This is a genomic window from Vitreimonas sp. (genome assembly GCF_035627415.1).
GTDB lineage: Bacteria > Pseudomonadota > Alphaproteobacteria > Caulobacterales > Aquidulcibacteraceae > Vitreimonas.
In genome coordinates, this window is sequence record NZ_DASPLU010000024.1 from 170,921 (window position 1) to 182,169 (window position 11,249).

13 protein-coding genes are annotated in these 11,249 nt (G+C 64.1%); 4 read left to right on the plus strand and 9 right to left on the minus strand.

Going from position 1 to position 11,249, the window contains the following annotated elements:
* The 4 genes from recO to VEA80_RS13660 all read left to right on the plus strand — a co-directional run bounded on the left by recO (position 1) and on the right by VEA80_RS13660 (position 4,784).
* The gene (gene recO, locus VEA80_RS13645; protein WP_325061305.1) at positions 1-729 is read left to right on the plus strand and encodes a DNA repair protein RecO; all 729 of its coding nucleotides are present in this window, start codon (positions 1-3) and stop codon (positions 727-729) included.
* Positions 730-867: 138 nt separating this feature from the next.
* Positions 868-3,105 carry a DNA topoisomerase IV subunit A gene (gene parC / locus VEA80_RS13650; RefSeq protein WP_325061306.1) on the plus strand — a complete coding sequence of 746 codons (2,238 nt, stop codon included), beginning with the start codon at positions 868-870 and terminating at the stop codon, positions 3,103-3,105.
* Between the two features lie 53 nt (positions 3,106-3,158).
* Positions 3,159-3,734 carry a LemA family protein gene (locus VEA80_RS13655; protein WP_325061307.1) on the plus strand — a complete coding sequence of 192 codons (576 nt, stop codon included), beginning with the start codon at positions 3,159-3,161 and terminating at the stop codon, positions 3,732-3,734.
* A 12-nt stretch (positions 3,735-3,746) separates the two neighbouring features.
* Entirely contained in the window at positions 3,747-4,784 is a 1,038-nt protein-coding gene (locus VEA80_RS13660; RefSeq protein ID WP_325061308.1) for a M48 family metallopeptidase, read from the plus strand.
* A gap of 55 nt (positions 4,785-4,839) precedes the next feature.
* Here the strand turns inward: VEA80_RS13660 and VEA80_RS13665 are convergent, their stop codons facing one another.
* The 9 genes from VEA80_RS13665 to VEA80_RS13705 all read right to left on the minus strand — a co-directional run bounded on the left by VEA80_RS13665 (position 4,840) and on the right by VEA80_RS13705 (position 11,154).
* A complete protein-coding gene (locus VEA80_RS13665; RefSeq protein ID WP_325061309.1) occupies positions 4,840-5,955 on the minus strand; it encodes a PspC domain-containing protein in 1,116 nt (371 codons plus the stop codon).
* 2 nt (positions 5,956-5,957) lie between these two features.
* Positions 5,958-6,284, minus strand: coding sequence for a PadR family transcriptional regulator (locus VEA80_RS13670; protein ID WP_325061310.1), 327 nt, complete (start codon positions 6,282-6,284; stop codon positions 5,958-5,960).
* Positions 6,285-6,933: 649 nt separating this feature from the next.
* Positions 6,934-7,389 (minus strand): hypothetical protein, encoded by a 456-nt coding sequence (locus VEA80_RS13675; RefSeq protein ID WP_325061311.1) that lies wholly within the window; start codon positions 7,387-7,389, stop codon positions 6,934-6,936.
* Positions 7,390-7,473: 84 nt separating this feature from the next.
* A complete protein-coding gene (locus VEA80_RS13680) occupies positions 7,474-7,938 on the minus strand; it encodes a GFA family protein (protein ID WP_325061312.1) in 465 nt (154 codons plus the stop codon).
* 6 nt (positions 7,939-7,944) lie between these two features.
* Positions 7,945-8,448 carry a hypothetical protein gene (locus VEA80_RS13685; protein ID WP_325061313.1) on the minus strand — a complete coding sequence of 168 codons (504 nt, stop codon included), beginning with the start codon at positions 8,446-8,448 and terminating at the stop codon, positions 7,945-7,947.
* Positions 8,441-9,007, minus strand: coding sequence for a hypothetical protein (locus VEA80_RS13690; RefSeq protein WP_325061314.1), 567 nt, complete (start codon positions 9,005-9,007; stop codon positions 8,441-8,443). The genes VEA80_RS13685 and VEA80_RS13690 overlap by 8 nt, the downstream gene beginning before the upstream one ends.
* The gene (locus VEA80_RS13695) at positions 8,986-9,387 is read right to left on the minus strand and encodes a VOC family protein (RefSeq protein ID WP_325061315.1); all 402 of its coding nucleotides are present in this window, start codon (positions 9,385-9,387) and stop codon (positions 8,986-8,988) included. Before VEA80_RS13695 ends, VEA80_RS13690 begins: the two co-directional genes overlap by 22 nt.
* Before the next feature lies 1 nt (position 9,388).
* The gene (locus VEA80_RS13700; protein ID WP_325061316.1) at positions 9,389-10,033 is read right to left on the minus strand and encodes an immunity protein Imm33 domain-containing protein; all 645 of its coding nucleotides are present in this window, start codon (positions 10,031-10,033) and stop codon (positions 9,389-9,391) included.
* An 11-nt stretch (positions 10,034-10,044) separates the two neighbouring features.
* Positions 10,045-11,154, minus strand: coding sequence for an S-(hydroxymethyl)glutathione dehydrogenase/class III alcohol dehydrogenase (locus VEA80_RS13705; RefSeq protein ID WP_325061317.1), 1,110 nt, complete (start codon positions 11,152-11,154; stop codon positions 10,045-10,047).
* Between the last annotated feature and the right edge of the window lie 95 nt (positions 11,155-11,249).

Consider the following 11,249-nt stretch of genomic DNA (forward strand, 5'->3'; position numbering starts at 1 on the left):
ATGGAATGGGTCGACGACGCGATCGTGCTCGGCGCCAGGCCGTTCGGCGAGGGTAAGCTCGTGGCCGAAGTGTTTGCGCGCGAGCACGGGCGCTTTGGCGGCGTCGTCCATGCCGGGCGGAAGTCGCAGCCAATCCTTCAGTCCGGCAATGTCGTGCACGCCGGCTGGAAAGCGCGGCTCAGCGAGCAGCTTGGTTTCTACAATCCCCTCGAACTGATCGAGCCGCACGCGACGCGGCTCTTGGACGATCCGATCGCGCTCGCGGGCCTTTCCTCCGCCGTCTCTCTGATCCGCGGCGCGACGCCGGAGCGGCAGGCCTATCCCCAGCTTTATGATGCGCTGATCGTGCTGATCGAAGCGATGCCGCACACGGACGTTTGGCCGGCGCTGTATACGCGCTTCGAACTGGGTCTGCTCTCCGCGCTCGGTTACGGCCTCGATCTGACGCGCTGCGCGGTGACGGGTGAGACCGAGAATCTCGCTTGGGTCAGCCCGCGGACTGGACGGGCGGCCACACATGACGCGGGCCTGCCGCACGCGGACGTTCTGCTCAGGCTGCCGCCCTTCCTGATCGATGCGGAAGCGGAACTGAAATCCGGCGATGTGGCCGATGCGTTCGCGCTCTCGGGACACTTCCTGGAACGGCGTGTTTTCGAGCACAAGGGCGAAGGCATGCCCGACCAGCGCCGCCGGCTGATCGAGCGATTGGGATTCGCGGGACGACTCTAATACAAGCGCCGTCATCCCGGACGCGTGGAGCGTGATCCGGGACCCAGGGGCAGCAAAACCGCTCCACGATGGTGGGTCCCGGCTGTCGCTTCGACCGGCCGGGTGACGGACTGAAAGAACGCGCAGAAAGCGGTTTGTATGGCAGACGACGCAACACGCACCCCGGAAGAAGGCGGCCGCATCGTTGAGGAGCCGATCGGCGAGGCGCTGGCCAAGCGCTACCTCGCCTACGCGCTGTCCACGATCACCAGCCGGGCGCTGCCGGACGTGCGCGACGGTTTGAAGCCGGTGCATCGGCGCGTGCTCTATGCGATGCGGCGCCTCAATCTCACCGCCGACGCTGCGTTTCGGAAAAGCGCCAAGGTCGTCGGCGACGTGATGGGCGATTTCCACCCGCACGGCGACCAGTCGATCTACGATGCGCTGGTGCGCCTCGCGCAGGATTTCAACTCGCGCTATCCGCTGATCGACGGCCAAGGCAATTTCGGCAACATCGACGGCGATAACCCTGCCGCCATGCGCTACACCGAGAGCCGCATGACCAAAGCGGCCGAAGCGCTGCTTGAGGGCATCGACGAGAACGCGGTCGATTTCCGGCCCAGCTATGACGGCTCGAAAGAAGAGCCGGTGGTGCTGCCGGCGGCGTTTCCGAATCTGCTCGCGAACGGTTCGAGCGGCATCGCCGTCGGCATGGCGACCAACATTCCCCCGCACAATGTGGCCGAATTGATCGACGGCTGCCTGCTGCTGATCGAGAACTCGAAGGCGACGACGGATGATCTGTTGAAAGTCATTCCGGGTCCTGATTTTCCGACCGGCGGTGTGGTCGTCGAGCCGCCGGAGAATATCCGTGAAGCGTATGAGACCGGCCGCGGCGGCTTCCGCGTCCGCGCGCGCTGGCAGACGGAGGACCTCGGCCGCGGCATGTGGCGCATCGTCGTCACCGAGATTCCGCACCTGGTGCAGAAGACGAAACTGATCGAGGCGCTCGCCGCTGTGATCGAAGATAAGAAGGCGCCGCTGCTCGGCGACGTGCGTGATGAGAGCGCAGAAGACATACGCGTCGTGCTGGAGCCGAAGTCGCGGACGGTCGAGCCTGCGGTGCTGATGGAGAGCCTGTTCAAGCTCACCCAGCTCGAAGTGCGCATCGGCCTCAACATGAACGTGCTCGACGCCGATGGCGCGCCGCGGGTGATGAGCCTCAAGGAAGTGCTGCGCGCCTTCCTCGATCACCGCCGCGACGTGCTGCAGCGCCGCACCGCGCATCGCCTGGAAAAGATCGCCGCGCGGCTCGATGTGCTGGCGGGCCTGCTGATCGTCTATCTCAATCTCGACGAAGTTATCCGCATCATTCGCAACGAGGACGATCCGAAAGCTCAGCTGATCGCCCGCTTCAAGCTCAACGAAACGCAGGCCGAGGCCATCCTCAACACGCGCCTGCGCCAGTTGCGCAAACTCGAAGAGATGGAAATTCGCCGCGAGGATGCGGCGCTGCGCGAAGAGCAGAAGGACCTGCAAGGCCTGCTCGAAGACACGCGCAAGCAATGGCGCAAGATTGGCGCCGAGCTGAAGGAAACGCGCAAGCTGTTCGGCCCAGGCACGGCTTGGGGTAAGCGGCGCACCGAACTCGGCGAAGCCGCCGAGGTCGCTCAAATCGATGTCGAGGCGTTCGTAGCCCGCGAGCCGGTGACGGTGATCCTGTCGGAGAAGGGCTGGATTCGCGCGCTGAAGGGCCACGGCGACCTCTCCAACCTCTCCTTCAAAGAGGGCGATCACGCCCAGCACATCGTCCGCTGCGAAACGACGGACAAGCTGTTGCTGTTCGCCTCTGACGGCCGCGCGTTCACGCTCGACGCGCACAAGCTGCCGGGCGGGCGCGGCCACGGCGAACCGATCCGACTTTCGATCGAACTGAGCGACATCGATGAGGCGGTGGCGCTGTTCAAGTACGAGCAGGGGGCCAAACGCGTCGTTGCCAGCCATGAGGGCTACGGCTTCGTTGTCAGCGAGGACGAAATGCTGGCGACCAAGCGCTCCGGCAAGCAGATCCTCAACGGCCGCGCCATGCAGGCGGCGAAGGTCGAAGGCGATCAGGTCGCCGTCATCGGCGAGCGCAAGAAGCTCCTGGTCTTTCCGCTCAGCGAGCTGCCGGAGATGACGCGCGGCAAGGGCGTGAAGCTGCAGAGCTACCACGACCGCGGCCTCGCCGACGTGAAGGTGTTCGACAAGGCCGAAGGCCTCAGCTGGGAAGACAGCGCCGGGCGCATCCGGGCCGTGCCGGAATGGAAGGACTTCCGCGGCAAACGCGGGTCGGCTGGTAAAGTGGCGCCCAAAGGCTTCTCGCGCTCGGGCCGGTTCAGCGATGTGATCGGATAGCGCTTGTTAGGAACTTCCTGTAAGAGAGCGGGAACTTCACGGAAGGGTTCTTCATGACCTTGATCATTGTCCTGCTCGTCATCGTCGTTCTCGCGGTGCTGGTGATCGGCATCTACAACCGGCTGGTCGCGCTGCGGCAGAACTGCAATCAGGCCTTCGCCGATGTCGACGTGCAGCTGAAGCAGCGGCACGACCTCATCCCCAACCTGGTCGAGACCGTGAAGGGCTATGCTGGCCACGAGAAGTCGACGCTGGAAGCCGTGATCCAGGCGCGCAACGCGGCGGTCAGCGCCGAACGCACGGGCGATCCGAAAGCCATGGGCGCCGCCGAAGGCGTGCTGGGCGCGGCGCTGGGACGGCTGATCGCGCTGTCGGAAGCCTATCCTGACCTCAAGGCCAACACGAACTTCCAGCAGCTGCAGGCCGAGCTCTCTGACATCGAGAACAAGCTCGCCGCCGCGCGCCGCTTCTTCAACAACGCCGTTGGCGAATACAACACCGCGCGCGAGCAATTCCCGGCGGTCATCTTCGCCGGCATGTTCGGCTTCGGCCCGCGCGATTTCTTCGACGTGGGCGAAGACAGCCGCGCGGCGATGGACGCAGCGCCGCCGCAGGTGAAATTCAGCTAAGGCGCGCCGCACGTGGGCGCTTACGGGCTGCAAACCCACATCTGGAACAACAACTGGAAAACCGTGCTGCTGATGGCCGGCTTTCCAGTGCTGTTGCTCCTGCTGACCTACGCCTTGTTCCTGCTGTTCGCGGGCTTCTCGGGCATCAGCGTCGGCCCCGATCCGGTCGCGGGCTATTTCATTTGGGCCGGGCAGATGCTGGCGCAGGCTTGGCCGTTCGCGATCGCCGGCGCGATCCTGTGGTTCGGCATCGCCTACGCCTTCTACCAGACCATCATCGACGCGGCGACCGGGGCGAAGAAAGTCGAGCGCAAGCAGGAGCCGAAGCTCTATAATCTGCTGGAAAACCTCTGCATCTCGCGCGGCGTCACCATGCCGGCGCTGCGGATCATGGAGACGGACGGTCTCAACGCGTTCGCGACTGGCGTGCATAAGGGCCAATACTCGATCACGGTGACGCGCGGGCTGATGAACACGCTGAGCGATGAAGAGCTCGAGGCGGTGCTCGCGCACGAACTCACGCACATCCGCAACGCCGACGTGCGGCTCTTGATCATCGCGGTGATTTTCGTCGGCATCTTCAGTTTCGTCGGCGAGCTGGCGTTTCGCAGCCTGCGTTTCGGCGCGGCGGGCGGCTCCTCTTCGCGCCGCTCCTCCAGCCGCGACAGCGGCGGCGGCGCGATCGTCGCGATTCTGGTGGCGCTCGTGATCATCGCCATCGCCTACGCGCTCGCCATCGTTATCCGCTTTGCGCTCTCGCGGCGGCGTGAATATTTGGCCGACGCTGGCGCAGTTGAGTTGACCAAGAATCCTGACGCCATGATCTCGGCGCTGCAGAAAATCTCCGGCAACGCTCATGTCGCCGCGCCGTCAGAGGTGCGCGAGATGTTCATTGAAAATCCGCACGCAGACTTCACCAGCATTTTCGCAACCCATCCTCCCATCGCAAAGCGCATCGAGGCGCTGGCCAAGTTCGCGGGCGGGCGCATTGCTCAGACAGTTGCGCCGCCCCGGGCGCCCGCGACGGCCAAGCCTGGTCCATGGGGCTGAAAAAGAGGGGCGCGACCCGGAGGCCGCGCCCTAGGCTATGGAGCTGGTGGGGCCGTCAATTGGTCCAATGGGTGATGAAGTCGCGCACGACGACGTAGCTCTGCTCCATCAGGAGCCGCGCTTCCGGCACGTACATCCACGCGAACCAAGCAGCCACGGCGACGAGGATGAGCGTCACGAAATCGTCTGCCCCGCCGGCGGAGCGGTGGCCGCTCAAGGTGGCGTAGGATGTCCGGCGCAGCGCGGCGAAGGGCGTGGAGATTGCGCCGTAGATGATGCAGATCAGCACGACGACGAGCCAGTTCGGAATGTCGGGCGGCGCCTCCCACCCATAAAGGCCGCCGGTGGTGAGGAACGTGAACAGCACCACCAAGAAGGCGATCAGAAGCGCGGCGGTGATCACGCTGAAGATGAAGGCGAACAGGCCGGCGAACATGCGCGTGACGTAGCCTGCGGGCTGCGCCGGCGGTGCGGCGGCGACGGGTCCATCCCAGGTTCCGAAGTTTTCGCTCCAGCTGCGCTGCTGCTCGCGCCATTGCCGCCGCCACGCGCGCTGTTCGGTGCGCCAGTTCTTTGCGCTGTCGTCGGCGAACTTGCCGTACTCGCGCTTGGCGCGATCGATGATCTCCTGCGCATTGAACGGCACGCCGTGCGCGGCGGCCCATTCTTCGCTCGTGTGCGCCGAGGGAATGGCGAACATGAGGATGATGTAGACGATGATGCCGAAGCCGGAGGTGAACAGCGCGGCCAGGATGAACAGCACGCGGATCGCATTGGGATCGAGATCGAAGTAAGCGCCGATGCCGGAGCAGACGCCGGAAATCACGGCGCGCTCCTTGACGCGATAGAGCCGCTTGCGCGGGCCGTCATAGGCGCCTGCGCCTTCGCCGCGCGGCGCTTCGCCCTCGGCTTCGCTCGCGCCTTCGACCGGCCCCATCTCGGTCAGAATGCGGTTCATCTCTTCGCGCGAGATCACGGTTTTGCTGGGCGAGAGATAGCCGCCGCATTTGTCGGCGATCGCTTGCTCGAGGTCGCGAATGATCTCGGCCTTGTCCGGGTTGTCGGCGAGAGCGGCTTGCGCCCGCTCCATGTAGGCGCGCAGCGCATCGTATGCGGGCTCTTCCAGCTGATACGGGTTGCCGTTCAGATTGATGGTGACGACGCGTTCCATGTTCAGCGCCCCAGGCCTTCCAGAGTGGTGTTGAGATGACGCCAATAGGCGGCGAGTTCGTCGAGCCGGCCGGCGCCCTTAGCGGTGAGCTGGTAATACTTCCGCGGCGGCCCCTGGCCGCTTTCGACCCATTGATAGTCGACCAGCTCTTCGCGGCGCAGCTTGGAGAGGAGGGGATAGAGCGTGCCCTCCTGGGTCGCGAACGGGGTCGGCGCCAGCGTCGCCAGGATGTCGCCGACATAGACGGTGCGCCCCGACACGATGGTCAGGATCGCAAACTCCAAAAGCCCCTTGCGGAGCCCGGCGAACTGTTCGTCGGCGTTGGGCATAAGCTACCTTGTGTGAAAAAGGTATAGAGGCCGAACAAGGTTGTCAATCCCGGCAAGGGGAGACGGGGCGCGCGATCCGCGCTGAGTAGTCTCTAGGGGTGCGCCGGTTGTCTCCAACCAACGCCGCGCGCTTCGCGCGCCCCGTTCGCCGATCGTTTTTCCCGGCTCGGGACGAGGAGTTGTAGAACGCCGCGTCGCCGCGGCTCGCCTCCTGCACGATGGAATGCGGACGCGCCTCTTCACACCAGGCCGTATCCGCTCCGACGCAACCCGCCATCGACGGATGGCGTCTCGGGGCTTAGCTCCATTCCCAATTCGCCGGTGCTGTGGGCAGGCGTTCCGCTCACCTGGACCCGACGGTTTCACTCCCCGCCGGCAACTCCCACCGACCGTGTCTTGCACCTCTCGTCGTTTCGGACGTCTTCGAAAGCTCCCGTGTGCGAGACAAGGAGCATTGTACGGCGGGTCAAGCGCGGTCGGATAGAATCGCGCAAGTTTTGCGCCTCGGAGCGCGCGGCTCCCGCCGCGCTCGCGTGGCGCAGCCGCGCTTTTCCTTGTGGCGCAACGACAAACGCGCCTTCGGCGCGTGGGCGCGGCGGGCGCCGCGCGCTCCGATTTAGGGGGATAGAGCGCGGCTCTATCCCCTCATTCAGCTGCGGTTCGCCATCTCGGCATGCGCCCGATCGATCGCGGCGACCATGGCCTGGCTTTCTTCCGCCGTCGGCGCGCCGCGCACGAAGCGCAGGCGCAGCTGACCCTGGGTGCGTTCGAGCGTCGCCAGGCGCGCCGCGTCGCGAATGAAGAACGGCACGCCGAGATCGGTCAGCACACGGTGATCGTTGGGGCCGAGATAAATGCCGGAGCGGATGCAGAGCAGGCCGTCGACGTCGCCCTCTGGGCGGGTGAGCGGCGGCGTCGCGTTCAACAGCGTGAGGCCCGGAACCGGCGTGAAGCTCGAGGTCTCGGCGCCGGTGGAGAGCACGCCGCAGGTCTCTTGCGGCGCGGGCGCGGCGGCGGGCGCGGCCGGCGTTTGCTCCTGCGCCAAGGCGGGAAATGCGGCGCCGGCAAGCGCGCAGGCGATCAAAGCGGTCCGGATCATCTTCATGGTTCCACCCCTGGGCGCGGCTCGGCGCGTGTTGCCCCTGCTCTAACCCGCGGCCGACAGGCCAGCAACGCCGCCGGGCAGCGATCAGCCCGGACGGGCGCCTTCGCGCGCATACGCCTCGATCAACTCGGGGTATTTTTCAGGCGGCGGGAATTGATCGAAGCTGTGTTTCGCCCCGCTCACCACGTCCGGCAGTTTCTCGGTGACGTAGGACTCGACATACGGAACCACCCAGCTCGCATCCTGCAGCATGGTGGGCCTGAAGTTCACGAACTGGCCGCCAGCGACGCCCGCCGTGTAGAGCCAATTCTTACAATACGCGCAAAAGCGATGGACGCTCTGTTCGCGATGCAAGCCGCCGATTTCGGTTTCACCTTCGACCTCGAATGCCGGCGCCGGAATCATTAGCGTCAATGAATAGGGTCCGCTGGTGAGCTTCTGGCAGCCGCGGCAATGACACGCCATCGCGATGAGCGGCGCCGCGGTGATGCGCATCTTCACGCGCCCGCAGAGGCAGGATGCGGACCATGGGAGCTTCCAGTCAGTCATACTCGCCTACCAACCCTCCCGAACCATGATCGCTTGGGCGCGCTCAATCGCGCCGTTGATCTGTTCTTGCTCGTCCTTGGACAACTCACCTTCGTCCATGTGCATCAGCAGCCGCATGTTTTCGACATACAGCCAAACAACCCTGTCGCCGTCGCTAAACGCAAAAGGCAGATGCAAGTCGGTTAGCACCCGATAATCGCGATCGCTCATCACTAGCGTCTCGCGTCGCCATAGGATCGCCGCGACATTCGCCAGACCCTCCGGCAAGGCGACGGGGCCTGCGCCGTTCATGATGGAGAAGTCTGTCAGTTCAATTATATTGGTGGATGATCCAGGCGAAGAAATTATCGCGCGGCAATACTCGGCTGCATGCGCCGCGGTCGGCGTAAGCATTGCAGATAGAGCGGCCGAAGCCGCGAGACAGCGTAGCGACAAGACACCACCACGCTTGATGCTCTCGCACCGACGCATCAGATCGAGCGCGATGCGCCGCGAACCCCAGTCAGTCATGGCTTCGCTCCCCTTCGTCGAAGCTTGGAGGATTGGTGTAGTACTGCTCTAACACGCGCCCCGCCTCCTCCCGCAGTTCCCGCTTGGCCTCGACTGCTCGCTTCTCGGGGAGGTCGATATCATCAAGCTCGTAATAGAGCCCGAGGAGCCTTTCGATGCCGAGCTCCTCACCCGCGTAAGGTCGCCCGTCGCCCGCGAGATTGCGAGGCGGAAAGAGGCCGAACCCGGCGCGTTGCAAATCGATGATGTCGTGAGCGCCGTCGAGCGGATCGAGATCACCGACGACGATGGCCCCGAGCAAGCTCCGAATCGTGTGCCAAGCCGCTTGCTGTTTGCCCATCATCGGCTCGGCGCCGAGTTCTGCGAGTGCGGCTTCAAACAGAGCACCGTGCTCCCACAACGTCGTGCGAGGTTCGCTCGCGAGCACGGCTACATTGACCGACGCGCTGCCTGCTTCAAGCCAGGTCATGGCCAAGCGCGAGATGTCGTCTCCATTAAGCAGACCCAGACGCCAGAATGCGGCCGCCTGAGCTGGGGTTAGAGCGCCGGCAAGACGCATGGGTTCAATCCCACGACGACGCTGTGTGGATTGGGTCCTGGATCCGTGGGATCGGGGAAATAGAGTTCGTTGCCGTCGGGATCGGCGACGATGATGACGGGATAACCCCAATGGCCTTTCGTGGACGCGACGCCGTTCGCTGCGAGCATGGCCGGCAGCGCGGCGAAGTCTGCGGCGGTCAGCTCCATGAACAGCATGCCCTTGCCGATCTTCGCCGGCCGCTGCGCGCTGACGATGATCTCGCACTCGTCGCGGTCGACTTGCGCGACTTCCTGCTCGAAGCGCCATTTCTCGCGGAAGCCGAGCTGATCGACGTAGAACCGAACCGCGCGCTCGATGTCCGCGACGAAAAGGACTGGGCGAGAGTACCAAAGGCCCACGTCACTGCTTGTCGTAGGTGTTAGTGGTGAAGTTGCGCAAGAACGCGCTTCCCTTGGGCTCATCAATTAGAGGCAGCCAGCTATCATCCCTGTTGAGGACCGTGCCGAGCGCCACGTACTCAGCCTCCCTGGAATCTACTTCTGCATCAGAGAGGCCACGCGCGTCGCCTCGTATCCGCCAGCCGCTATCTGGATACTTGTCCCCTTCTCTCTCAAGCAGGTCATCCTCGCGATACAGATAGCCAACGGGAACACCTTCATACAGGACGCATCGATCCACCATGCAACGGTCCCAATATTGGCGGCCCGGCTCATCGCCGATACGATCTTCCTTTGCCGCATCCTGAAAATCGATCGATACTACATGGAAGCGCTCAAAGCTCACGCGTTCGCCCTTTTTGAGTCCGGGCATATCGAAGGGGGCGTTCTCAAGAGTGCCCTCGAAATGCTCGCCATCGACGGCGAGCACACACACCCACATTCGTTCAACATCATACTTTGGCGATGCAGCTAGACTGCGGAACAGAAGTTTCACTTGATCGCCAGGCTCGATCGCCGCCAATCGTGCGGCAGAAGGCAAGAAGTACGTGTATGGCGCTGACGCCGCGATCGGCCGGGGATCGTCGAGCACATAAGACTGCACCATTCCCATTTACCTCAATACACCACCACGCTGCGGATGCTCTCGCCGCGGTGCATCAGGTCGAACGCGTCGTTGATGCGTTCGAGCGGCATGGTGTGGGTGATCATCGGGTCGATCTCGATTTTGCCGTCCATGTACCAGTCGACGATTTTCGGCACGTCGGTGCGGCCGCGGGCGCCGCCGAAGGCGGTGCCGCGCCAGACGCGGCCGGTGACCAGTTGGAACGGGCGGGTGGCGATTTCCTTGCCGGCTGCGGCGACGCCGATGATGACGCTCTCGCCCCAGCCGCGATGGCAGGCTTCGAGCGCTTGGCGCATCACGGCCGTGTTGCCGGTGCAGTCGAACGTGTAATCGGCGCCGCCGCCGGTGAGTTCGACCAGGTGGGCGACGAGATCGCCTTTCACGGTGTTCGGATTGACGAAGTGCGTGGCGCCGAAGCGCTTGCCCCATTCTTCGCGCGCCGGATTGATGTCGACGCCGATGATCATGTTCGCGCCGACGAGCTTGGCGCCCTGAATGACGTTGAGACCGATGCCGCCGAGGCCGAACACGATGACGTTGGCGCCCGGCTCCACCTTCGCTGTGTTGACGACGGCGCCGACGCCGGTGGTGACGCCGCAGCCGATATAGCAGGCCTTGTCGAACGGCGCGTCGGTGCGGATCTTCGCGACGGCGATTTCCGGCAGCACGGTGAAGTTGGAGAAGGTCGAGCAGCCCATGTAATGGGCGATCGGCTGGCCCTTATAAGAGAATCGCGAGCTGCCGTCAGGCATCAGCCCCTTGCCTTGGGTGGCGCGGATGGCGGTGCAGAGATTGGTTTTGCGCGAGAGGCAGCTTTTGCACTGGCGGCATTCGGGCGTGTAGAGCGGGATGACGTGATCGCCCGGCTGAACGCTAGTCACGCCCGCGCCGACTTCGCGCACGATGCCTGCGCCTTCATGGCCCAAGATGCTCGGGAAGATGCCTTCGCTGTCGAGGCCGTCGAGCGTGTAGGCGTCGGTGTGGCAAATGCCGGTCGCCTTAATCTCGACCAGCACCTCGCCCGCCTGCGGGCCTTCGAGATCCAATTCGACGATTTCCAAAGGCTGCTTGGGCGCGAATGCGACCGCCGCTCTCGTTTTCATCGGGACGCACCTCTCGGCGCGCTTATAGCGCCGGGGCGCGCGGCTGCCTATGGCGCGCCGGCGTCGTCGCCGGCTTTACGGTCGTGCATGCACGG

Excerpts from the sequence above, each read along its gene's own strand:
- recO (WP_325061305.1), top strand. The coding sequence starts at position 1 with ATGGAATGGGTCGACGACGCGATCGTGCTCGGCGCCAGGCCGTTCGGC.
- parC (WP_325061306.1), top strand. The coding sequence starts at position 868 with ATGGCAGACGACGCAACACGCACCCCGGAAGAAGGCGGCCGCATCGTT.
- VEA80_RS13655 (WP_325061307.1), top strand. The coding sequence starts at position 3,159 with ATGACCTTGATCATTGTCCTGCTCGTCATCGTCGTTCTCGCGGTGCTG.
- VEA80_RS13665 (WP_325061309.1), bottom strand. The coding sequence starts at position 5,955 with ATGGAACGCGTCGTCACCATCAATCTGAACGGCAACCCGTATCAGCTG.
- VEA80_RS13670 (WP_325061310.1), bottom strand. The coding sequence starts at position 6,284 with ATGCCCAACGCCGACGAACAGTTCGCCGGGCTCCGCAAGGGGCTTTTG.
- VEA80_RS13675 (WP_325061311.1), bottom strand. The coding sequence starts at position 7,389 with ATGAAGATGATCCGGACCGCTTTGATCGCCTGCGCGCTTGCCGGCGCC.
- VEA80_RS13680 (WP_325061312.1), bottom strand. The coding sequence starts at position 7,938 with ATGACTGACTGGAAGCTCCCATGGTCCGCATCCTGCCTCTGCGGGCGC.
- VEA80_RS13685 (WP_325061313.1), bottom strand. The coding sequence starts at position 8,448 with ATGACTGACTGGGGTTCGCGGCGCATCGCGCTCGATCTGATGCGTCGG.
- VEA80_RS13690 (WP_325061314.1), bottom strand. The coding sequence starts at position 9,007 with ATGCGTCTTGCCGGCGCTCTAACCCCAGCTCAGGCGGCCGCATTCTGG.
- VEA80_RS13700 (WP_325061316.1), bottom strand. The coding sequence starts at position 10,033 with ATGGTGCAGTCTTATGTGCTCGACGATCCCCGGCCGATCGCGGCGTCA.
- VEA80_RS13705 (WP_325061317.1), bottom strand. The coding sequence starts at position 11,154 with ATGAAAACGAGAGCGGCGGTCGCATTCGCGCCCAAGCAGCCTTTGGAA.